17 protein-coding genes are annotated in these 23437 nt (G+C 70.2%); 4 read left to right on the plus strand and 13 right to left on the minus strand.

Features of this window, described 5'->3' with window-relative positions:
• Positions 1-185: 185 nt before the first annotated feature.
• The 5 genes from JL475_RS12790 to JL475_RS12810 all read right to left on the minus strand — a co-directional run bounded on the left by JL475_RS12790 (position 186) and on the right by JL475_RS12810 (position 7865).
• On the minus strand, positions 186-1706 hold the full coding sequence (locus tag JL475_RS12790) for an RNA polymerase sigma factor (protein ID WP_202277706.1): 1521 nt from the start codon (positions 1704-1706) through the stop codon (positions 186-188).
• Between the two features lie 464 nt (positions 1707-2170).
• The gene (locus tag JL475_RS12795) at positions 2171-3043 is read right to left on the minus strand and encodes a FadR/GntR family transcriptional regulator (protein ID WP_202277707.1); all 873 of its coding nucleotides are present in this window, start codon (positions 3041-3043) and stop codon (positions 2171-2173) included.
• Positions 3044-3206: 163 nt separating this feature from the next.
• Entirely contained in the window at positions 3207-5090 is a 1884-nt protein-coding gene (locus tag JL475_RS12800; RefSeq protein ID WP_202277708.1) for an ATP-binding cassette domain-containing protein, read from the minus strand.
• Between the two features lie 100 nt (positions 5091-5190).
• Positions 5191-5949 carry an NUDIX domain-containing protein gene (locus JL475_RS12805; RefSeq protein ID WP_202277709.1) on the minus strand — a complete coding sequence of 253 codons (759 nt, stop codon included), beginning with the start codon at positions 5947-5949 and terminating at the stop codon, positions 5191-5193.
• A gap of 149 nt (positions 5950-6098) precedes the next feature.
• Positions 6099-7865: a DUF4192 domain-containing protein gene (locus JL475_RS12810; RefSeq protein ID WP_202277710.1), complete on the minus strand. Its 1767-nt coding sequence runs from the start codon at positions 7863-7865 to the stop codon at positions 6099-6101.
• Positions 7866-8051: 186 nt separating this feature from the next.
• Between JL475_RS12810 and JL475_RS12815 the strand changes: the two genes are divergently transcribed.
• Both JL475_RS12815 and JL475_RS12820 read left to right on the plus strand, forming a co-directional pair.
• Positions 8052-10217: a RecQ family ATP-dependent DNA helicase gene (locus JL475_RS12815; RefSeq protein WP_202277711.1), complete on the plus strand. Its 2166-nt coding sequence runs from the start codon at positions 8052-8054 to the stop codon at positions 10215-10217.
• A 224-nt stretch (positions 10218-10441) separates the two neighbouring features.
• Entirely contained in the window at positions 10442-11047 is a 606-nt protein-coding gene (locus JL475_RS12820) for a hypothetical protein (protein WP_202277712.1), read from the plus strand.
• Between the two features lie 64 nt (positions 11048-11111).
• On the opposite strand, the gene JL475_RS12825 is transcribed toward JL475_RS12820, so the two are convergent.
• From JL475_RS12825 to JL475_RS12845, 5 genes are all read right to left on the minus strand, one after another.
• A complete protein-coding gene (locus JL475_RS12825; protein WP_202277713.1) occupies positions 11112-11741 on the minus strand; it encodes a hypothetical protein in 630 nt (209 codons plus the stop codon).
• 68 nt (positions 11742-11809) lie between these two features.
• Positions 11810-12511, minus strand: coding sequence for a ribonuclease HII (locus tag JL475_RS12830; RefSeq protein WP_202277714.1), 702 nt, complete (start codon positions 12509-12511; stop codon positions 11810-11812).
• A gap of 120 nt (positions 12512-12631) precedes the next feature.
• Positions 12632-13540 carry an ADP-ribosylglycohydrolase family protein gene (locus JL475_RS12835; RefSeq protein ID WP_202277715.1) on the minus strand — a complete coding sequence of 303 codons (909 nt, stop codon included), beginning with the start codon at positions 13538-13540 and terminating at the stop codon, positions 12632-12634.
• Complete coding sequence (locus JL475_RS12840; RefSeq protein ID WP_202277716.1) at positions 13530-14213, minus strand: histidine phosphatase family protein; 684 nt, start codon at positions 14211-14213, stop codon at positions 13530-13532. The genes JL475_RS12835 and JL475_RS12840 overlap by 11 nt, the downstream gene beginning before the upstream one ends.
• Before the next feature lie 174 nt (positions 14214-14387).
• A complete protein-coding gene (locus tag JL475_RS12845; protein WP_202277717.1) occupies positions 14388-14993 on the minus strand; it encodes a YdbC family protein in 606 nt (201 codons plus the stop codon).
• Positions 14994-15151: 158 nt separating this feature from the next.
• Between JL475_RS12845 and JL475_RS12850 the strand changes: the two genes are divergently transcribed.
• Complete coding sequence (locus JL475_RS12850; protein ID WP_202277718.1) at positions 15152-15685, plus strand: TerD family protein; 534 nt, start codon at positions 15152-15154, stop codon at positions 15683-15685.
• A gap of 180 nt (positions 15686-15865) precedes the next feature.
• On the opposite strand, the gene JL475_RS12855 is transcribed toward JL475_RS12850, so the two are convergent.
• The gene (locus JL475_RS12855; RefSeq protein WP_202277719.1) at positions 15866-18763 is read right to left on the minus strand and encodes a vitamin B12-dependent ribonucleotide reductase; all 2898 of its coding nucleotides are present in this window, start codon (positions 18761-18763) and stop codon (positions 15866-15868) included.
• A gap of 161 nt (positions 18764-18924) precedes the next feature.
• A complete protein-coding gene (gene nrdR / locus JL475_RS12860) occupies positions 18925-19482 on the minus strand; it encodes a transcriptional regulator NrdR (protein WP_202277720.1) in 558 nt (185 codons plus the stop codon).
• Positions 19483-20172: 690 nt separating this feature from the next.
• Between nrdR and lexA the strand changes: the two genes are divergently transcribed.
• Positions 20173-20952 (plus strand): transcriptional repressor LexA, encoded by a 780-nt coding sequence (lexA, locus tag JL475_RS12865; protein WP_202277721.1) that lies wholly within the window; start codon positions 20173-20175, stop codon positions 20950-20952.
• A gap of 119 nt (positions 20953-21071) precedes the next feature.
• Here lexA and JL475_RS12870 read toward each other — a convergent pair whose 3' ends face one another.
• Complete coding sequence (locus JL475_RS12870) at positions 21072-23090, minus strand: ATP-dependent DNA helicase (RefSeq protein WP_202277722.1); 2019 nt, start codon at positions 23088-23090, stop codon at positions 21072-21074.
• Positions 23091-23437: the final 347 nt, after the last annotated feature.

A 23437-nucleotide genomic window follows, 5' to 3' on the forward strand; every position in this document is an offset into this window, starting at 1 on the left:
ACTGGGGCGTTGATGGGACACCCAGAGTGATCCAGCTCGTCGCACCACGCACCCTCGGAACACCGCTGAGGCCCGGTCCCGAGAACGGGACCGGGCCTCAGCGGACACGTGGCTCGACGCCCGGGCGGACGGCCTTCCCCGGCTGCCCGCCCGGGCGCGACGACCGTCCGGGCGGCCTGGGCGACCTAGTCGAGGTAGTCGCGCAGCACCTGGGAACGGGACGGATGGCGCAGCTTCGACATGGTCTTGGACTCGATCTGGCGGATGCGCTCGCGTGTGACGCCGTACACCTTGCCGATCTCGTCGAGGGTCTTCGGCTGACCGTCGGTGAGACCGAAGCGCATGGAGACGACGCCCGCCTCGCGCTCGGACAGGGTGTCCAGGACGGAGTGCAGCTGCTCCTGCAGAAGCGTGAAGCTGACCGCGTCGGCCGGGACGACCGCCTCGGAGTCCTCGATGAGGTCGCCGAACTCGCTGTCGCCGTCCTCGCCCAGCGGGGTGTGCAGGGAGATGGGCTCGCGACCGTACTTCTGGACCTCGATGACCTTTTCCGGGGTCATGTCGAGTTCCTTGGCCAGCTCCTCCGGGGTGGGCTCACGGCCCAGGTCCTGGAGCATCTGGCGCTGCACGCGCGCGAGCTTGTTGATGACCTCGACCATGTGCACCGGGATACGGATGGTGCGGGCCTGGTCGGCCATCGCGCGGGTGATCGCCTGACGGATCCACCAGGTGGCATAGGTGGAGAACTTGTAGCCCTTGGTGTAGTCGAACTTCTCCACCGCGCGGATCAGACCGAGGTTGCCCTCCTGGATGAGGTCCAGGAAGAGCATGCCGCGGCCGGTGTAGCGCTTGGCCAGGGAGACCACCAGACGGAGGTTGGCCTCCAGGAGGTGGTTCTTGGCACGGCGCCCGTCCTCGGCGATGATCTCCAGCTCGCGCTTGAGCTTCGGTGCCAGCTTGTCGGAGTTGGCCAGCTTGTCCTCGGCGAACAGACCGGCTTCGATCCGCTTGGCGAGCTCGACCTCCTGCTCGGCGTTGAGCAGGGGCACCTTGCCGATCTGCTTGAGGTAGTCCTTGACCGGGTCGGCGGTGGCACCGGCGGCAGCGACCTGCTGGGCGGGCGCGTCGTCCTCGTCCTCGTCGGACAGGACGAAACCGGCGCTCTCCGTGCCCTCCGGCTCCTCCGTCGCCTTGGTCTCCTCGACGGACTCTTCGTCCGTCGCCTCGATGTCGTCCTTCTTGGCCGCGGTCTTCTTGGCGGCCGCCTTCTTGGCGGTGGTCTTCTTGGCGGCCGCCTTCTTGGCGGTGGTCTTCTTGGCGGCCGCCTTCTTGGCGGGCGCCTCCTCCTCGGCGACGGCGTCCGCGGCGGGTGTGGCTGAGGCGCTGGCCTTCCGGGTGGTCGTCGCCTTCGTCGCGACCGTCTTGGTGGCGGTGCGCTTGGCGGGACTCTTCGCTGCGACGCTCTTTCGGGTGCGCTTGGGCTCCGCGGCACTGACCATCAGCGTCACACCCTCTTCCTCGAGGATCTGGTTGAGGCTGCGCAGTACGTTCTTCCACTGAGTGGCCGGAATCTGGTCAGCTTCGAAGGCCCGACGCACGTCATCGCCGGCGATCTGCCCCTCAGCCTTTCCCCGCTCGATGAGCGCCATGACAGAGACGGATTCGGCGATCTCCGGCGGGAGCGTACGGGATGTGCTGGCCGACACGAACAACCTCTCGGAACGTTGAATAACGGCTTCCGGCCCCGTCCACGACGGACAGGAGCCGACCGCCGACTTGGGGATGGGCCGACGGTGCGGGCGGGAGCCGGGGAGGTGCACAGCGCCGTGAACGGCGTCCGTATTCCCTCCGCGACTGCCACCTCTTAGGTCATCGCGTTCTTTCCAGGAGTGTTACGCCCAATCCGCGTGGCCCGAGTCACACCCCGTAAGTGTCCAGAATCGATCAGACCGGGACAGAAACGGTCGCTCGGGGTGACAGCGGCACGGTGCCGGACCTTACGGCCCCTTCACCACTGTAGGACCCCGCGGGATCAAAGGTGATCCCGCGGGGTCCGGCAGGAGACGGCTCGCCGATCGGACGCTGCCACAGGAGGGGGGTGGCACGCCGGACCCGGCCGCCTCCGGAACGCGGTCAGTGCTCGCGCGGGGGCGTTCGGTGCGCGGGGGTTTCAGTGCTCGCGCGGGGCGGGCACCACGGGGTGGACCATCAGCAGCTGGCTCATGGCGGCCTCGGCCGCCTCGCCGTCACCACCGGCGAGGGCGTCGACGATCTGGCCGTGGTGTGCGAGCGATGTCTCGTTGGGCCGCTCACAGCCCGTGGCCGGCCCACCCGAGACCTGCAGCGCGGCGGACACGATCCCGGAGAGGTGCTCCAGCATGCGGTTGCCGGCGACCTGGATGAGCAGCGAATGGAACTCGGAGTCGGCCCGGGCGAAGGTCAGCGCGTCACCCTGCCCCATCGCGTGGCCCATGATCTCCACCATGTCGGACAGACGCTGCTGAACGTCCTCACGTCCGTGCCCGGCGGCGAGGCGGGCGGCCAGCGGCTCGATCGTCCAGCGCAGCTCGCAGAGCTCACGGCGCTGGTCGTCCCGCTGGGGGCCGAAGGCCCGCCACTCGATGATGTCCGGATCGAGGAGATTCCAGTCGCTGACCGGGCGCACGCGCGTACCGACGTTCGGGCGGGCGCTGACCAGGCCCTTGGCCTCCAGGACACGGAGCGATTCACGGACGACGGTGCGGGAGACCTCGAAACGCTGGCCGATCTCCTCGGGAACCAGGGGGCGGTCGGCTCCCAGATCACCCGAAACGATCATCTGACCCAGCTGCTGGACGAGTTGGCCGTGCAGCCCGCGTCCGCGGCTGCCCGCGGCGCGGCGGCCCGTGCGGCCCAGTTCGGACTCGGTGTCCCAGGCAGGCGCCCCGGCACGGCCGCCGACGGGCGTGTCGGCATAGGGGTAGCGGTCGATTTCACCCGGGTTCGCGAGGCCGGAGTCTGCGGAGCGGGCGGTGGTCATCATGGTGTGCGCAAGGGTACTCACGCATCTTTTGTCGGCGCTGTTGCCAACTCCCTTGAGGAGTTTGGTGAAAAGCACACGAAAGGGTGATCGCTCACCCCGTCGCAATTGACGCCTTATCGGAAAGAAGTGGGCTCCCTCCGGGGAGTTGTCGGCACGAACGGACCCATTGAGTCACGGTCGGTCGTCAACGGGCCCTGTTCCGCAAGGATGTGAGCAGATACGCGCAGAGCAGCACCACCAGCGACAGCGCCAGGGCGCCGCCCACAGGTTGGGCGAGCATCCGCAACGCGCCCTCCAGGTACCGCTCGCTCCCGAAGGGCCACTGGAACGGGAACATTTCACGCAGCCGCAGCGTCAACCCCGCCGCGCTCCGTACCGACGGCCCGCTCACCGCCTCCCGCACCAGGGGCACGACGAGGAGGGGCACGGCGACGACCACGGCGAGCCCGGCGGTGGTGGACCGGAAGACCCCCGCCGCCAGCACCCCGGTCCAGGCGCACCCGATCGCGAGTCCGAGCCAACTCACCCCGAGCGGGAACCAGTCGCCGGGGACTTCGACGAGCTCCCGCCCGTACACGAGATAGAGCACTTCGGCGTCGCACCCGATCGTCAGCACGGCCAGCACCAGCGCGGTGGCCGAGGCGACGAGGAGTTTCGCGGTCAGCAGCCCCAGACGCCGGGGCACGCTGCCCCGGTCCGCCGCCAGAGCGGGGTGGCGGAACTCGTCGCCGGAGGCCAGCGCGCCGAGCAGCCCCGCCCCGAGGGCCGCGGGCGGCAGGGGCAACTCCCTGGGCCACGCTGCGAGCAGCCGCGGCTGCGGGGTGTGCCCGGTGCGGGCCAGCAGTACCGCGGTGAGCATGGACAGCGCGAGCACGACGGCGCCGACGAGAAACCCGGTACCGACGCCGGTGACCCGACGGATCTCGTAGCGCACCGGACGGAGGGGGCGGGGAGCGGGACGGACGGAGATGGGAGGCGGCAGACCGACCGAGGACTCCGGGAGACGGTCTCCGCCACCGGCGCGGGGCCCGGCCAAGTTCTCGGCGGCGGAGGGCAGCGGGTCAAAGGACGGTCCGACGGCGGGGGGCGGCTCGACGGCAGGGGGCGGCGTGGCTGCAGGGGTAGGCGTGGCGGCGGAGGGCGGCTCGCCCGAGAGGGCCGACGGCTGCTCGGCGTGCGGCGCACCCGCGCCGGGCCCCATCTCCCCTACCTCGTCCGCGAGTTGGTGTACGACGACGCCGTTCCGGAACGCGATCTCACCCACGTCGGCACAGGTACTGCCGTAGACGGAGATGCGGTTGCCGCCCTCCTGAGCCACCTCCACGGAACGCCGGTCGGCACGGGCCTCCTTGGCAAGCAGCGCGGACAGACGGGCGGCATGCGGTGTGCGGACGGCGACGCGGGGGCGAAGCCGGGTACGCGAGAAGTCCGCGGCCGGCTGGTCGGCCACGACCCGGCCCAGCTCGAGGGTGACCACCCGGTCCGCGAGGCGCGCCGCTTCCTTGGGGTCGGCCGTCGCACTCAGGACGGTGCCGCCCCGGGCCGCGTAGGCCCGGAGCATGCCGTGGAGCCAGCGGTTCTCACCGGCGGAGAGCCCGCGGGCGGGTTCGTCGAGCACGAGGGTGTGCGGGTCCGCCAGCAGCGCGCAGGCCAGCCCGAGGTGTCGGTCCATACCGCGCGAGAGCGTGCCGAGACGTTCCTCGCACAGGCTCACCAGCCCGACGGCTTCGAGGACTTCGTCGGCCCGGCGGACCGGGACTCCCGCGGCGGCGCACAGCATGCGCAGGTGTCCGCGGACCGTGCGTGCGGGGTGACCCGGCACTTCACCCAGCAGCACGCCGACTTCACGGGACGGGTGGCCGATGCGGTGCAGGGGACGGCCCCTGAAGTAGGTGACCCCACGGCCCGGTTGGAGTTCGAGCATGAGTCTGAGCACCGTCGTCTTGCCTGCGCCCGGTGCTCCGAGCAACGCGGTGACATGGCCTGCGTGTGCTTCGAAGGAGACGTCGTCGACGGCGGGCGGAAGCTCTTTGCGAGGGTTGCTGGTCAGTCCGAAGGCCTGGATCACCCGAAGCAAGATAGCGCGCCATATCGGGTTTTTCGGGCATCACCAGGCCTGCCGGGGACGGGGAATCAGCCGTGCGGGATGCGTGCCGTGCCCCCCTGTGTCACACCTCGGGGCGCAGCATCGGCGGATTGAGCAGGGTGGCTCCACCGGCTCGGAAGAGCTGAGCGGGGCGACCGCCCTGCCGGGTGGTCGTGCCGCCCGTCGGAACCAGAAAGCCCGGTGTTCCCGTCACCTTGCGGTGGAAGTTGCGCGGGTCCAGCGCCACCCCCCACACAGCCTCGTAGACGCGGCGCAGCTCACCGACGGTGAACTCGGGCGGACAGAAGGCCGTGGCCAGCGACGAGTACTCGATCTTGGAGCGGGCGCGCTCCACTCCGTCCGCCAGGATCCGGGTGTGGTCGAAGGCGAGAGGCACCACCGGCTCGTCGCCTCTGCCGTACCCCGCCTGTTGCAGCAGTTCCTCGACCGGGGCCCAACGTGCGTTGCTGGCGTCGCCGCCCGCCCTGGGTGCGGGCAGGTCCGGAGCGAGCGCGAGGTGCGCGACACTGACGACACGCATCCGGGGGTCGCGCTCGGGATCGCCGTAGGTGGCGAGCTGTTCCAGGTGCGCGCCGTCGGCCTGGGCGGGGGCAGCGGGGTCGTGCACCCGCAGCCCGGTCTCCTCCGCCAGTTCACGCGCCGCGGCCTGGGAGAGGTCCTCGTCGGCCCGCACAAAACCGCCCGGCAGCGCCCAACGCCCCTGAAACGGGGGTTCGCCCCTGCGCACCGCCAGCGCGCACAGGGCATGGCGGCGCACGGTCAGCACGACCAGGTCCACGGTGACGGCGAAGGGCGGAAAGGCTGACGGATCGTAGGACATGCGGCGATCATAGTCGTCTCCTTGACGATAAGCACTCTCTTCACCAACTCGTCGGCTCGCCGACCCACCCGCTCACCTGCGCGGCGGGGCTCGGAGGGCGCACCGCCCGCCGACGGCATCGCCCTCCCCCGCTCAGTCGCTGAGCTCGGTCACTTTGCTCCCGCACTCCCCCGGCCACGAGGCCGCGCACCTTCCGGCGAGGCCGTGCGACGAGAACGCGTGGTGCCCGGCCCTTTGTGCCCGGTGCGCGCCCCACCCGGACGCGTGCCACCGATCGCGGTACGGGGATCACGGAAATTACGCGGATTGCGGGGATCGCGCGGATCACGGGGCTCGCGGAGATACGGAATCCGCGCGCTCGGCCGGTGCCCGTCCGAACGCGGCCGGCTCGGGGACCCGCCACCGGTACCGGAGACATGCGTGCGCCGTCGGCGACGCGGGGACGTCTCGTGCCGTACGGATGTCGCCTCCGCGGAAGGCGTGGCCCCCTCTCCGGCGTCCGGCACCCGTACGCCCGGCGCTCCGGCGCCCTCCCCCACGCCGGTTCCGGCGGCCGGGTCGGTGGCGGGAGCGGTCGGAGGAGCGGCGGCCGGACCGCCGTGGCCCGTCTTCCCGTGGTTCTCACGTTCCGCCCGCAGGCATCGGCGGATCGATTCCGGGTCGAGGCCCTCGTTGCAGGCCTGGTGCAGAAGACGGGCGAAGAGGTAGTCGGGATCGGCTCCCAGGGCCATGGCAAGGGCCTCCCTGGCTTCCAGTTCGTCGCCGGTGGACCACGCGACCCAGCCGGCGAGCGTCAGGGGCGCCGCGGCGTGTTCGCCGTACGAACCGACACAGCGGCGCGCCAGGGCCCGCCACAGCCGGAGCGCGGGACCTGCTTCCTCGCCCTCCATCCACGCGGCCGCGCGGTCCCGGGTCGTCCGGTCCTGCAGACCGAGGATCAGCGTCGCCGCCTCGTCGTGCCGGAGCAGTTCGTCGTCCCGCAGATCCGCCGGGAGCATTCCGGGCACGGGCGGGACGCCGGCGAGCCGGCCCATGATCTGCTCGGCCAGTTCCAGCGTCCTTTCAGCGACCTGGCATCGGCCCGCCACATCGAGGATCCGGGGGATCAGCGCCTTGCTGGCGGCGTCCAGGGCGGTTTCCTGTTCGAGGGCGGCGGCGTTCTCCCGCGGGAGGAACCTCGCCCTCAGCTCCCGCAGCGTGCCCCGGACCTGAAGCCCGGCGTAGGTCGCGGCGGCGGCCAGCACCGAGGTGCCGGGCAGCCCCATCGGCGTCCCCTCCGGCGGACAGCATGCCTCGTCGTCACAGCAGTACGACCAGAAGCGGCCGTCCGACAGACACAGGGCCTCCACCACGGGAACGTCGAGGGCACCGCACTCGACGCGCAGCGCGTGAGCGAGCGGGCCCAACCGCTCCTTGACCTGCGCTCCGGGTCCGCGGCCGCCCGGTTCCTGGCAGAGGAAGACAACCATCTGCTCGGGCTTGGCGCCTCGGCGCTCGCTGCCCGTCACCAGCCCCTGGGCCAGTTGCCGGGCGGCCGCGGGCCAGTCGTCCTCGTTCGCGGGGATACCGAGCCTGGCACGACCGCCGAACCGGCTCCGCCCGTCCTTGTCGTACAGGGCGACCAGGACGATGCTGTCCTCGGGCCGGTAGCCGAGGAGGTAGGGCAGTGCGTCGGCGAGTTCGGCGGGGGTGCGCAGCGTGACCTGCTGTGCGTCACCGTGGTTTCCGTAGGCGGTGCAGGCGATGTCCTTTGTGCGCCGTGGGTGCGTGTACTCGCCGTCGTGTGTCCTCTGCGGTGGGAGCCCGGTGGGGTGGGCGACGCCCTCGGGGTCCGGAAGGCCGGCGTGAGCGTCCTGCTTCCGCCCGGCGATGCCGTCATTTTCGGGGGATCCGTTCGTTTCGCTGCGGTTCGTCATGAGAAGAAGATTTCGCGGATCGGGAAACTCCGCTCGCCCTGTGGACAACTTCCGCCGGGGACACGTCACGCACCCTCCTGACCTGCGCTTTCGCTTCCACTGCGACCCGATTACCACACAAGGCCCACCCTCTCACCGCCCCGCACCGCCACCCGGCTGTCCTTGCCGTCCTGTTGTATGGGACTCATGGAGCACACGAACAACGCGGATCTCCGGACAGCGGCGGACGCCGTCCTCGCCCGGCTCGTCGGGGACGCCTCGGGAGAGGCCCGGCTGCGCGAGGACCAGTGGCGAGCGATCGAGGCGCTGGTCGCCGACAAGCGCCGGGCCCTGGTCGTCCAGCGCACGGGCTGGGGCAAGTCCGCGGTCTACTTCGTGGCCACATCTCTGCTACGGGCCCGGGGCAGCGGCCCCACAGTGATCGTCTCCCCCCTCCTGGCGCTGATGCGCAACCAGGTCGAGGCCGCGGCCAGAGCCGGTATCCACGCCCGCACCATCAACTCCTCCAACAGCGAGGAATGGGACACCATCCAGACCGAGGTCGCCGCGGGCACGGTCGATGTCCTGCTGGTGAGTCCGGAGCGGCTGAACAACCCCGATTTCCGTGACCACGTGCTGCCCAAACTCTCCGCCGCGACCGGACTCCTCGTGGTGGACGAGGCGCACTGCATCTCCGACTGGGGCCACGACTTCCGCCCCGACTACCGACGGCTGCGCACCATGCTCACCGATCTCCCACCCGGCGTGCCCGTCCTGGCCACCACCGCCACCGCCAACGCCCGGGTGACCGCCGACGTCGCGGAGCAACTCGGCACGGGAGGCACCTCGGACGCCCTGGTGCTGCGGGGGCCGCTGGACCGGGAAAGCCTGAGCCTGAGTGTGCTGCGCCTGCCGGACGCCGCACACCGGATGGCCTGGCTCGCCGATCACCTCGACGAACTGCCGGGCTCCGGGATCGTCTACACCCTCACCGTGGCAGCCGCCGAGGAGGTGACCGCCTTCCTGCGGCAGCGCGGCCACACCGTCGCCTCGTACACCGGCAAGACGGAGAACGCGGAACGGCAACAGGCGGAGGAGGACCTGCTCGCCAACAAGGTGAAGGCCCTGGTCGCCACCTCCGCCCTCGGTATGGGCTTCGACAAGCCGGACCTGGGATTCGTGGTCCACCTCGGCTCACCGTCCTCTCCCATCTCCTACTACCAGCAGGTCGGCCGCGCCGGCCGTGGTGTGCGCCACGCCGAAGTCCTGCTCCTCCCGGGCAAGGAGGACGAGGCGATCTGGACGTACTTCGCGTCCCTCGCCTTCCCCCCGGAGGAGCTGGTGCGCCGCACACTCGACGTCCTCGCCCGTGCGGACCGGCCCATGTCGTTGCCCGCCCTCGAACCCCTGGTCGAGCTGCGCCGCTCCCGGCTGGAGACCATGCTCAAGGTCCTCGATGTGGACGGGGCGGTGCGACGGGTCAAGGGGGGCTGGATCGCGACCGGTCAGCCATGGACGTACGACGCCGAGCGGTACGCGTGGGTGGCCCGCCAGAGGGGGGCCGAACAGCAGGCGATGCGCGAGTACGCGACGACCGCGGACTGCCGGATGGAGTTCCTCCAGCACCAGCTGGACGACGCGGGCGCGAAGCCCTGTGGCCGCTGCGACAACTGCGCGGGCGCGCGCTACCTCCCCGAGGCCTCTCCCACGGCGCTCGAGGCGGCCCGCGTGGATCTCGACCGGGCAGGGGTGGAGGTGGAACCGCGGCGCATGTGGCCCACCGGGCTTCCGGCGATCGGCATGAACCTCAAGGGACGTATCCCGGCCGGGGAACAGAGCGCTCAGGGCCGGGCGTTGGGGCGCCTGTCGGACATCGGCTGGGGCAACCGGCTGCGTCCGATGTTCGCGCCCCAGGCCCCGGACGGGCCCGTGCCCGACGACGTGGCGAAGGCCGTGGTGGATGTGCTGGCCGACTGGGCCAAGGGGCCCGGCGGCTGGGCGTCGGGAGCGCCGGACGCCCAGCCCCGGCCGGTCGGTGTGGTCACCCTCCCCTCCCGCACCCGCCCCGCCCTGATCCACTCGCTGGGAGCGCACATCGCGGAGGTCGGACGCCTGCCCCTGCTGGGTTCCGTGCAGTACACGGACGAGGCCCGGCCGGCCTCCCGGAGCAACAGCGCGCAGCGTCTGAAGGCCCTCGACGGGGCACTGGCCGTCCCCTCCTCTCTCGCCGAGGCCCTCGCCGAGGCCCGGGGGCCGGTGCTTCTGGTGGACGACCACACGGAGACGGGCTGGACCCTCGCGGTCACGGCACGCCTGCTCCGGCGGGCCGGCGCCGGGGGGGTGCTGCCCCTGGTACTGGCCGTACAGGGCTGACGCTCCGCGGGGACCGCACCCGGCCCACCGGGCAGGGATATAAGCCGCTGATCATGAGATACCGGTCCCCTCGTGTGATTGCTCGTTGCCGCATCCAGGTTCGACGGGAAGAATTGAGGTCCGCACCCGCACGGTTCTTCCGCCGATCAGGTTGGGCTCTGTTGCGTGCGCGCTCCCCGAAATCCGCCCCCGCCCGCAGTCCGGGCGTAGCCGAAGGGAGGACCGTGACCTTCGGATTCGCTTCGTCCTCGGCCGCATCACTGTCGACGCCCGCCACTCGCGTGCTCGAACCCGCGGAGTGGGCCGCCGCGGGAATTCCGCTGCTGCGCAACCCGCGTGAGGTCGTCAGCGGTCTGCACGCCCGGCATCGCCCCGGGCCGACGACCGCGGTCGTCGCCGTACTCGACCCGGACGAACGACTGCGGGCGAGCGCTTCGTTCACCCGCCGCCCCGCCCCGGCGGACGGCTGGATGTTCCGCAACGCGCTGCTGTCCCAGTTGCGCCGGATCATCCCGCACGATCTGCGGCGCCGCACCCCGGTGCGTACCGCCGTGCTGCTCTACTGCCGTGACGGCGACGCGCGTTGGACCGAGGAGGACGGCGCGTGGATGTGGGGGCTGCGGGACGCCTGCACGTTGCACGGGCTGCGCTGCGGGGCGTACATCACGCTGACCCGTGACGGCTGGCAGGTGCTCGGCGAAGGGCGCGGGGGGCGCCGGCCCACCGCCGACTCGGCTCCGGAGCCGTTCGCCACGGCCGAGGCACCACCGCGGATACCGCGCACCGGCGGTGTCGCGTCCGAGGTCCTGCGCCGCGCGGCGGCACGCTGAGGGCCGACGGCGCTCCCCGGAACCGGGACCTGGCGCCCGTACCGACGGGCGCCAGGGCGTCGGCTCAGACGCCCGCGGTCATCACCGAGTTGATCCGCTTCGGGTCGCCGCAGACGATCAGCAGAGCGGTGGCCTTGGCATGGGCGACGGACAGGGCCGACGCGGCCACCGACTCGGAACCGCCGTTGACGGCGACCACGACGACGGGCCGCACCCCGGCACGCTCCGCACCGGCGACGTCCGTGTGGAAGACGTCGTCACCGGCGTCGTGCAGAGCCCAGTAGGACGCTTCACCGAAGGACAGCTCGTGGGCTGCCCACGGGTGCGGCTCGCCGGTGGTGATCACCAGCACGTCGCCCGGGGAACGGCCCGAGTCCAGCAGCAGGTCCACGGCTTCCTCGGCGGCGTCAAGCGCCCCCTGGACCGAGGCCGGAATGAGCTGGATCTGGGTGCCGTCCGCGGCAGCGGCGGCCGGCTTCGGAGGGACGGGTTTGGCCGCCGCAGTGGCATCGCGCGGCGTGCGCTGCGCCGGGGGCGCCGGCCGGGCCGGGCCGGGACGACCGGGACGCGGCGGAGCCGCAGGACGGGGACCGGGTACGGGGCGGGGGGTCGGCGCGGTACGGCTGCTGGCCGAAGTGGCGCGGGGACCCTGGGCACTCTCGTGAATCTGAGGCTCCTCGGGAATGAGAGGCATGGGCTGATTTTTATCAAACATTGGCACGGCTCGCGCCGCCGGGGGGCACATGAGTGCGAACGGAACCGTCAGAAGTCGAAGCCGAGCTGACCCTCGACCTCCGGAACGCTTCCGTCCGCCCAGCCGCGGACCTTCTTGAGATGCCGCCACTGGGGCAGCGCATCAAGATACGCCCACGACAAACGGTGGTAGGGGGTGGGTCCCCGGACCTCCAGCGCGGCCCTGTGTACGGGTGACGGATACCCGGCGTTGTCCGCAAAACCGAAGTCTGCATGGTCGGCACCCAGTTCGGCCATCATTTTGTCGCGGTGCACCTTGGCGATCACCGAGGCCGCCGCGACCGCCACGCACGACTGATCACCCTTGATCACGGTTCGGACCCGCCAGGGCGCCCCGAGATAGTCGTGCTTGCCGTCGAGTATCACCGCGTCGGGCCGGGCCGGCAGCGCCTCGAGCGCGCGTACCGCCGCCAACCGCAGCGCGGCCGTCATCCCCAGCTGATCGATCTCCTCGTGGGACGCGTGCCCCAGGGCGTACGACGTCACCCAACTCCTCAGCGTCCGGTCGAGTTCGGCGCGCCGCTTGACGGTGAGGAGCTTGGAGTCGGTGAGACCTTCAGGGGGCCGACGCAGTCCGGTGATCGCCGCACAGACGGTGACGGGACCGGCCCAGGCGCCGCGCCCCACCTCGTCGACACCTGCGACGATCTTCGCCCCGGTCGTGGCGCGGAGAGAGCGCTCGACGGTGTGAGTTGGTGGTTCGTACGGCATGGCGCCCTTAGCGTACGCCGCCCCGAACGGCCCGCGACACCCAGGTTCCCCGAACGATGTCACGGTCCACGACGACCCGGCCCAGGAGCCGCTCGGCCCGCGTGGAATCGCATTCGTGAATCACTGGGCGTGAGGCACCCAACTCGGCAGCGCCTCGACTCGCTCGGTCCACCCGGAAGGCGGCACCCCGGCCTTCCCCGCCGCGACCACCCCGCCCACGATGGCGCACGTCGTGTCCACGTCTCCGCCCGCCTGGGCCGTCGTCCAGAACGCCTGCTCGTAGTCGCCCAGGGACCGCGCGGCCGACCACAGCGCGAAGGGCACGGTGTCGTGGGCCGTCGTACGCCGTCCGCAACCGAGGACGGCGGCGACGGTGGCCACATCGCCGAAGTCGAGCATGTCCCGGGCCCTGCGCAGCCCCGCACCGACCGCGCTCCTCTTGGGCACCAGTGCGACGACCCCGTCGAGGAGGGCTTCCGGAGCGGGCGTCCCCCCGGGGGCGGCGACGAGCGCGGCTGCCGCGGCGACGGCCATCGCACCGACCACGGCCTCACGATGCTGGTGGGTGGGGTAGGCCGAGATCTCGGCCTGGTGGACGGCCTGCTCCGGATCGTCCGCGTACCAGGCACCCAGCGGTGCGATGCGCATCGCCGCCCCGTTGCCCCAGGAACCCTGACCGTTGAAGAGCCCGGCGGCGAGTTCCCGCCAGTCGCCGCCCTCACGGACCAGCCGCAGCAGCCGGCCGACCGCAGGCCCGTAGCCCCTGTCGAAGTCGTGGTGCCCGGCGAAGGACTGCGCGAGGGCCTCCTGGTCGACCCGCCGGTGAGCGGCCAGGACGGCGACGACCGAGCAGGCCATCTCCGTGTCGTCCGTCCACTGCCAGCGGCCTGGGGGCAGCTCACGGCACATGAGCAGCGGATAGTTCCCGGGGACGAAGAACTGCGAGCCCAGCGCGTCCCCCACCGACAGTCCGCGCAGGCTGGCCAGGGCGCGGTCCAGGCGCCCGGCAAAGGAGAAGTCAGCGGTCATCGCCCTGCCACTCTATCCGGTGGATCCCATACGGTTCCGGCTCACGCCAGCGTTCGAAGGGCCGGTCGAGCGTGTACTTGCCGTCCTCGCCCAGAACGAGCATCCGTGTCTCGGCGTTCCCCGGGTTCGACAGGGATTCGAACTCCGCCACGGTCCAGTGGAACCACCGCATGCAGAACAGCCGCATGGCCAGACCGTGCGTCACGATGAGGACGTTCGGCGGATGGTCGGGGGCGTCGAAACTGCGGAAGAGGCTCTCCAGGAAGCCGTCGACCCGGTCGTAGACGTCGGCCCCGGACTCTCCCTGGGCGAAGCGGAAGAAGAAGTGGCCGTACGCGTCCCGGCGTTCCTTCTGCAGGCGTACGTCCTTCTGGTCCTGCCAGTTTCCCCAGTCCTGCTCGCGCAGTCTCGGCTCCTCACGCACACGTATGAGCCCCGGGTCGAGCCCGAAGGCGTCCAGCGTCTGGTGCGTACGGCGGTAGGGGGACACGTACACGCTGACGCGCTCGCGGCCGAACAGGTCGCGCAACCGCTTACCCGTCTCCTCCGCCTGCCGCCGGCCCCGCTCGGTCAGGGCCAGCGCGTGATCGGGTTCGCGTTCATAAACGGAGTCGTCAACATTGCCCGTTGATTCACCGTGCCGGACAAGGATGATGCGCCGTGGTCGTGCCATGCCGAAACCCTAGAACGGGGGACGACCGGCCGAGCACCCGTACGCACCCCGTACGGCACAGGTCACACACTTCTTGCACCACGGACAGTGCCACGACCCACGCCCCACGGGGCACACAAGCCACATGGGTCGCACACGCCACATAAAGGGCGACGCTCTCGGTGCACGTGGTCGTCAGACCGTCCAGACCGGCTCCATGTCGACGACGTCCCCCGTCAGGGCCGCTATGTCGGCCTCCGTCTGCGCCCTCAGGGCGAGACGTTCCACGCGCTCGGTGCGGTACTTGCCGTGCTCGGCCGCCGACCACCACATCGACAGCACCAGGAACTCGTTGCCGGGAGCCTCACCGAACAGACCTCGCACCATGCCGGGCGAGCCCGCCATCGCCGGGTTCCAGACTTTCTCGTGCATCAGCACGAAGTGCTCCGCCCGCTCCTCGTGGACCCGGCACAGCGCCACTCTCAGCAGGTCCACGTCCGTGAAACGCGGTTCGAAGCCCGTCTTCACGTCGAAGCGGTGGTCGAAGAGCCGGACCTGGGCGTCCTTGAAGGTGCCCGCCTGAGCCGAGGCGAGCCGATCATGGGAACGCGCCATGAACGAGTCGTAGAAGGCGCGGCTCTCCCAGAAGGAGAAGACGTGCGCCACATCCTGCCGTGCACGGCTCCATCCTCCGCCCTGTCCACGAAATCCCGGCTCCCCCAGAAGCCCCGCCCACTTCCGCTGTCCCCGTTCGAACCCCCGGCGGTCCACCACGGTGCAGCGAATCCACTTGACCAGCACCGCGCCATCGTAAGGCCGCGGAGCGTGGCGTCGGTCACCCTCGCCCGGACTGCTTCACCGCACTTACCCGGCCGAGCATGACAGGATGGACAACCTGCCGGAGTTGCCCGGCAGTTGGGCGGAAAGGGCAGGATGGTCGCGCAGGGAAGGGGAAATGGGTGAACGGCGTCAACAAGGGCATCGACAAGGTCGAGATCGCGCTGAGGTGGGACCCGAGTCCCGCGGGACAACCGTCCACCGATCTCGATCTCGTCGCCGCGCCCTACCCGGCAAGCGATCCACACGGCGATCCCTCCTATGTGGTGCACTTCGACAGCCGCTCCCCCGACGGCACCATCACACTGAACCGGGACAGCAGGGACGGCTTGGGCTTCGGCTTCGACGAGGTCATGACGCTGGAGCTGAACCGGCTCGACGCGCGGTACGCGCGCGTGGTGGTCGGTGTCGTCATCCAGCAGCATCAGACGCGGCGGACCTTCTCCGGCGTGGCTCACCCCGGTCTGCGCATCCGCCAGGGGTACACCGTCCTGGCCGAGGACGACTTCGGCGGTGTCCCGGGAGCCACGGCGGCCGTCGTCGCCGAGTTCACCCGGGGCGACACCGGCGCATGGGACTTCCGCCCCGGTGTCGAGGGCTTCCTGGACGACCCGGTGACGTTCACCCGCGCGATGGGGGCGATCCGCCGGGCGTGACCCGACCCCTCAGCGGCTCGGTCGCCCCGGGGCTCGGGAACCATCGGGAGAAGAGACAAGAAAAGACAAGAAGAGACAGAGGAGTGGGGCACCAGTCCATGGACTGGTGCCCCACTCCCGCACTCCGCACCACTCAGTCACCGGACGGACGCACCGGTGCCGGCGGTGTCAGGCCCTGTCTCAGCTGCACCCGCTGGTCGAGCCGCAGCCCTCGCAGATGTAGCAGGAGCCGGCCCGCTGCATCTTCGTGCCGCAGGAGAAGCAGAGCGGAGCGTCGGCCTGGATGCCCAGCTGCATCTCGACCAGCTCGGCGCTGGTGTGCGCCTGCTGCGGGACGGGCTTGACCGCCTCGGCCTCGACCTTCGGCGTGGCGACCGCCTTCAGCTCCTGGGTCCGCGGCGCGGACTGGGCCAGGCCCTCGACGTCGAGCTCGGCATCGTCGATGGCCTGCTCGTAGGAGCCGGTCTCGAGGTGGCGCTGACGCTCCTCGGCGGAGTGGATGCCGAGCGCGGAGCGCGTCTCGAAGGGCAGGAAGTCCAGCGCCAGCCGGCGGAAGATGTAGTCGACGATGGACTGCGCCATCCGCACGTCCGGATCGTCCGTCATACCGGCCGGCTCGAAACGCATGTTGGTGAACTTCGAGACGTACGTCTCCAGCGGGACGCCGTACTGGAGGCCGACGGAGACCGCGATGGAGAAGGCGTCCATCATGCCCGCGAGGGTCGAGCCCTGCTTGGACATCTTCAGGAACACCTCGCCGAGTCCGTCGTCCGGGTAAGAATTGGCGGTCATGTAGCCCTCGGCGCCACCGACGGTGAAGGAGGTGGTGATACCGGGACGCCCCTTCGGGAGACGCTTGCGGACCGGGCGGTACTCGACCACCTTCTCGACCGCGGCACGGATCGTCTCCTCGGCCTTCTCGGTGACCTCCGCCTTCTCGTCCTTCTTCTTGGCGGAGAGCGGCTGCCCCACCTTGCAGTTGTCGCGGTAGATGGCGAGCGCCTTGACGCCCAGCTTCCATGCCTCGAAGTAGATCTCCTCGACCTCTTCGACGGTCGCCGTCTCCGGCATGTTGACCGTCTTGGAGATCGCGCCGGAGATCCAGGGCTGGATCGCGGCCATCATGCGGACGTGGCCCATGGGGGAGATGGCCCGCTCGCCCATGGCGCAGTCGAACACCTCGTAGTGCTCGTGCTTGAGACCGGGGGCGTCGATCACATTGCCGTGGTCGGCGATGTGGGCGACGACCGCCTCAATCTGCTCCTCCTGGTAGCCCAGGCGGCGCAGGGCCTGCGGGACGGTGCCGTTGACGATCTGCATCGAACCGCCGCCGACGAGCTTCTTGAACTTGACCAGGGCGAGGTCGGGTTCGACACCGGTGGTGTCGCAGGACATCGCCAGACCGATGGTGCCGGTCGGGGCGAGCACGGACGCCTGGGAGTTGCGGAAGCCGTTCTTGTCGCCGAGGCGCACCACGTCCTGCCACGCCTCGGTGGCGGCGGCCCACACCGGGCTGTCCAGGTCGTCCATGCGCACGGCCGCGCCGTTGGCGTCGAAGTGCTGCTTCATGACGCGCTTGTGGGCGTCGGCGTTACGGGCGTAGCCGTCGTACGGGCCGACCACCGCGGCCAGTTCCGCGGAACGCCGGTAGGCCGTGCCGGTCATCAGCGAGGTGATCGCACCCGCGAGGGCGCGGCCGCCGTCCGAGTCGTAGGCGTGACCGGTGGCCATCAGCAGGGCGCCGAGGTTGGCGTAGCCGATGCCGAGCTGGCGGAACGCGCGCGTGTTCTCGCCGATCTTCTGGGTCGGGAAGTCCGCGAAGCAGATCGAGATGTCCATCGCGGTGATGACCAGCTCGACGACCTTCTGGAAGCGCTCGGTCTCGAAGGACTGGGTGCCCTTGCCGTCGTCCTTGAGGAACTTCATCAGGTTCAGCGAGGCCAGGTTGCAGGACGTGTTGTCCAGGTGCATGTACTCGCTGCACGGGTTCGACGCGGTGATCCGGCCGGACTCGGGGCAGGTGTGCCAGTTGTTGATCGTGTCGTCGTACTGGATGCCCGGGTCGGCGCAGGCCCAGGCGGCCTCGGCGATCTTGCGGAAGAGCTCCTTGGCGTCGACCTCCTCGATGACCTCACCGGTCATCCTGGCCCGGAGACCGAACTGGCCGCCCTGCTGGACCGCGTTCATGAACTCGTCGTTCACGCGGACCGAGTTGTTGGCGTTCTGGTACTGGACGGAGGCGATGTCGTCGCCGCCCAGGTCCATGTCGAAGCCCGCGTCGCGCAGGACGCGGATCTTCTCCTCTTCCTTGACCTTCGTCTCGATGAACCCCTCGATGTCGGGGTGGTCCACGTCGAGGACGACCATCTTGGCGGCCCGGCGGGTGGCACCGCCGGACTTGATGGTGCCGGCGGACGCGTCGGCGCCGCGCATGAAGGAGACCGGACCCGAGGCGTTGCCGCCGGAGGAGAGCAGTTCCTTGGAGGAGCGGATGCGGGAGAGGTTCAGGCCGGCGCCGGAGCCGCCCTTGAAGATCATGCCCTCTTCCTTGTACCAGTCGAGGATCGACTCCATGGAGTCGTCGACGGACAGGATGAAGCAGGCGGAGACCTGCTGGGGCTGCTTGGTGCCGACGTTGAACCAGACAGGGCTGTTGAAGCTGAAGATCTGGTGCAGAAGGGCGTAGGCCAGCTCGTGCTCGAAGATCTCGGCGTCGGCGGGCGACGCGAAGTACCTGTGGTCCTCGCCCGCCTTCCGGTACGTCTTCACGATGCGGTCGATCAGCTGCTTGAGGCTGGTCTCGCGCTGCGGGGTGCCCACGGCACCGCGGAAGTACTTGCTGGTGACGATGTTGACCGCGTTCACCGACCAGAACTCGGGGAACTCGACGCCGCGCTGCTCGAAGTTGACCGAGCCGTCGCGCCAGTTGGTCATGACGACGTCACGGCGCTCCCAGACCACCTCGTCGTAAGGGTGGACCCCGGGAGTGGTGTGGATGCGCTCGACACGCAGTCCCTTGCCGGCCTTGGTGCTCTTGGCCCGGGAACTCCGTGTCGGACCGCTCGCCGTCTCTGTCATGCCGCCTCCCTGTACGGGCAAAAACGCCCTGAAGTGCCCCGATGTTCCCGTGGCACGGTGTTTGTCCAACGCTGCGGGCGCCCCACTGGCATCACCCGCAACAGATCTTCTCGTCGCCGCCGTCCGGCCGCGCCCGGCCGTCGGCCGGGCGGGACCACCGGTCAGTCGGCGGCCGGAGCGGGTTCCGGGACCTGGGCAGTCCCTCCGGACCCGCTGCCGTCTTCCCGGCTCCCCACGACAACCCCTTCGCGGTCTCCGTCGTCCGCGCCGGAGCGCTCCACCTGCCTGAGTTCCGCGACCGCGGCCTCGAAGTCCTCCAACGACTCGAACGCCCGGTAGACGGACGCGAACCGCAGATAGGCGACGAGGTCGAGTTCCTGCAGCGGACCGAGTATGGCCAGCCCCACGTCGTGGGTGGTCAACTCGGCGCTCCCGGTGGCCCGCACCGCCTCTTCGACCCGCTGGCCGAGCTGCGCGAGCGCATCCTCGGTGACGGGACGCCCCTGGCATGCCTTGCGCACACCGTTGATGACCTTGGTGCGGCTGAACGGTTCGGTGACTCCGGACCGCTTGACCACCATGAGCGAGCACGTCTCCACGGTCGTGAAACGACGGGAGCAGTCAGGGCACTGGCGGCGCCTGCGGATCGACGTGCCGTCGTCGGTCGTACGACTGTCGACGACCCGGCTGTCGGAGTGCCTGCAGAAGGGGCAGTGCATGAAATCCCAACCCTCCCTCACAGCAGACTCCATGGCCCCACGAGGCCTGTCCGGCCCCGCGAAGCTGCTCCAGCATAAGCGATCTCCGAGGGCCTCAAGACCGGGGGACCACAACTTCTGGGTAGCGAGTGCAATCCAACCACTAGATGTGGGGATTGGCTCATACACGCACTCCAGCACGCGTGTCACTCGAATCCGGGCAGCCGACCCCCGACCGAGCCCTCCCACAGGCACTCGCACGGCCTCCGCGCGGCCTCACGACGCCCCCCGTACGGGCGCCTCACCGCGTCCCGCGCGGGACCCTTCGGCGGGCCCGCGCGGGACGCCTTCCCCGTCACCGAGTCTTGCAGTCGTGTGCCACCGCGACACACGGGGAGATGTCGTGCAGCAGAAAAAGAGAGCATGTGGTCCCCGAAGAGACCCGGAGCCACCCCCGCGCCGCGAGACACCCGGTGACAGACTGGCCCGGCGACCGGTAGGCCGCCACCTCGACGGCGAGAGGCACAACCGAGCAGCGCAACCGAGGAGCACAACCCGGCCGCGCCCGTCCCACGGAAACGTCGCCGCCAATACACCTCAGCACGCGATCGCATAACGTAATTCGCGTTTTTTCACTCGAACGTGTGTTTGGCGCAACCTTTCGAAAGCTACTACCGTTGTCCTGCAGGGAGACCATCGAGAGGGGCCGACGTGACCACCACCGCCGACAGCGCCAGCATCGCTGCCCAGGACCGCTCCCAGGGCCGGCTCGAGCCGGTGCATGCGATGAGCGAAGCCACGCATCCTGAGGGACCCAAGCGCTCCTTGCCGGGCCGACCTCCCGGCATCCGGGCGGACAGCTCCGGGCTCACCGACCGCCAGCGCCGGGTGATCGAAGTCATCAGGGACTCGGTGCAGCGCCGCGGCTACCCCCCGTCGATGCGCGAGATCGGCCAGGCGGTCGGCCTCTCCAGCACGTCATCCGTGGCGCACCAGCTGATGGCTCTGGAGCGCAAGGGATTCCTGCGTCGCGACCCGCACCGCCCCCGCGCCTACGAGGTGCGCGGCTCCGACCAGGTCGCCTCCGTGCAGCCCACGGACACCACGGGCAAACCGGCCGCGTCGTACGTACCCCTGGTGGGCCGTATCGCCGCCGGTGGCCCCATCCTCGCCGAGGAGTCGGTCGAGGATGTCTTCCCTCTCCCCCGGCAACTCGTCGGTGACGGCGAGCTGTTCGTCCTGAAGGTGATCGGCGACTCCATGATCGAGGCCGCGATCTGTGACGGCGACTGGGTCACGGTCCGACGCCAGCCCGTCGCCGAGAACGGTGACATCGTGGCGGCGATGCTCGACGGCGAGGCCACCGTCAAGCGCTTCAAGCGCGAGGACGGCCACGTCTGGCTCCTCCCGCACAACGCGGCCTACGAGCCGATCCCGGGCGACGACGCGACCATCCTGGGCAAGGTGGTGGCCGTTCTGCGCCGCGTCTGAGTTCGGTGCGGGGCCGGTCCGGCCCCGCCCTCCGACCGGGCCCCGGGACCCCTGCGCCGGTTCCGGGGCCCTGTGCTGTCCGGCTTCGTGGCCGCGGTCCGTGACAGACCGCCCCGCCGTCACTCCGCCTCCACCGGTGCTTCCGTCTCGGCCCGCTTCGCCACCGCGTCGATCGCGGCCAGGGATTTCCTGGCCTGATTCCGGTCCGTGGTGAACCAGAAGTCGGGCAGCGAGGCCTTCAGATAACTTCCGTAGCGGGCCGTCGCCAGCCGCTGGTCCAGTACGGCGACCACACCGCGGTCGCCCGTGGCCCGGACCAGACGGCCGGCACCCTGCGCCATGAGCAGCGCCGCGTGGGTGGCGGCGACCGCCATGAAGCCGTTGCCGCCCGCCTCCTCCACGGCCTTCTGGCGGGCGCTCATCAACGGGTCGTCCGGGCGCGGGAACGGGATCTTGTCCATGACGACCAGTTGGCAACTGGGGCCGGGGACGTCGACGCCCTGCCAGAGCGACAACGTGCCGAACAGACAGGTCTTCGGGTCGGCCGCGAAGTTCTTGATCAGTTCGCCGAGCGTCTCCTCGCCCTGGAGGAGAATCGGGAACTCCGGGATCCGGGAGCGCAGCTCCTCCGCGGCGAGCTGGGCGGCCCGCATCGAGGAGAACAGGCCCAGCGTACGGCCGCCCGCCGCCTGGATCAGCTCGGTGAGTTCGTCGAGCATGTCCGCGCGGTCGCCGTCACGGGCCGGGCGCGCCAGGTGCTTCGCGACGTAGAGGATGCCCTGCCTGGGGTAGTCGAACGGAGAGCCGACGTCGACGCCCTTCCACCGCGGCAGGTCGTCTCCTTCGGCGCCCTCGGGGCCGAGGCCCAGGGAGGCTCCCACGCCGTTGAAGTCGCCGCCCAGTTTCAGGGTCGCGGACGTCAGGACGACGGAGCGGTCGGTGAAGAGCTTTTCGCGCAGCAGACCGGAGACGGACATGGGGGCGACGCGCAAAGAAGCGCCGCTGTGCCGGTATGCGGCTCCGCCGCGGGGCTCGTGGCGCTCGTACCAGACGACGTCCCATTCGGAGCCGTTGGTGATCCGCTCCGCCACGTCGTGCACGCTCTCCACCGAGGCGAGCGCCTGTTTGCGGACCGCGTCCTCGTCCTGGACGGACTTGTCGCGGGTGTTCCCGAGGGCGGAGACGACGGTCCGGCAGGCGTCGCGCAGTGCCATCAGCGCGTACCCGAGGTCCTCCGGGATCTCCTCGAGACGGCCGGGGAGGGCCAGCTCCATCAGGCGTTCGAAGCCTTCGGCCGCGGTCTGCAGTTGGTCGGCGGCCTTCTCGTCGACGAGCTTCGCGGCACGCCGCACCGCTCGGTTGACCTGGCCGGGGGTGAGCTCCCCCGTGGCGACCCCGGTGACCCGGGAGACCAGTTCGTGGGCCTCGTCGACGATCAGCACCTCGTGCTGCGGAAGCACCGGAGCGCCCTCGATCGCGTCGATCGCGAGGAGCGCGTGGTTGGTGACGACGACCTCGGCCAGTTTGGCCCGCTCACGGGCCATCTCCGCGAAGCACTCCGCGCCGTAGGCGCACTTCGTGGCGCCCAGGCACTCCCGGGACGACACCGACACCTGGGACCAGGCCCGGTCGGAGACGCCCGGCGTGAGGTTGTCCCGGTCTCCGGTCTCCGTCTCGTCCGCCCAGTCACGCAGGCGCAGCAGGTCCTGGCCCAGCTTGCTGGTGGGGGCGGCCGCCTCGAACTGGTCGAAGAGGCCCTCCTCCTCGTCCTGCGGCACGCCTTCGTGGAGACGGTGCAGACAAAGGTAGTTGGACCGGCCCTTGAGCATCGCGAACTCCGGGCGGCGGCGCAGCAGCGGATGCAACGCCTCCACCGCGCGCGGAAGGTCACGCTCCACGAGCTGGCGCTGCAGGGCCAGCGTCGCCGTCGCCACGACGACTCTCTCCCCCTGGGCGAGCGCGGGCACCAGATAACCGAGCGACTTTCCGGTGCCGGTGCCGGCCTGGACCAGCAGATGGGAGGCGTCGTCGATCGCTTCGGCGACGGCTTCGGCCATGGTCACCTGGCCGGGGCGCTCCGTGCCGCCGACGGCGGTGACGGCGGCATGCAGGAGTTCAGGGAGTGAGGGCTTCGTCATAGCGCGACCACCCTACGGCCCGGCACCGACAATCATGCCCTCCGTGGCCGCCGGGGGAGGCGCCGACGACGGGCCGGGCGGAGCCGTTCCATCGCGAAGTCCGGGGGACCCGGAGGTCGTTGCTCGTCACACGAGGGGCCACAGGCCGTGTCCGGTGAGGCGTCACCGTGGTGGGCCGCGGAGACCGACCAGGTCAGAACGCTCGTAGCGAAACCGTTGCCGTTCCGTCGGTCGTCCCCCACGGCGAGCGCATAGTGTGTGGTGCCGTTCCCGGTGGTCGTGTGTTCGCTCCGGACTCCGTTCGAGTTCAGGAGGTGAACACGGCCGAAGCACCACGTTCGTCCACA

Source organism: Streptomyces sp. M2CJ-2 (assembly GCF_016757295.1).
Taxonomy (GTDB): Bacteria; Actinomycetota; Actinomycetes; order Streptomycetales; family Streptomycetaceae; genus Streptomyces.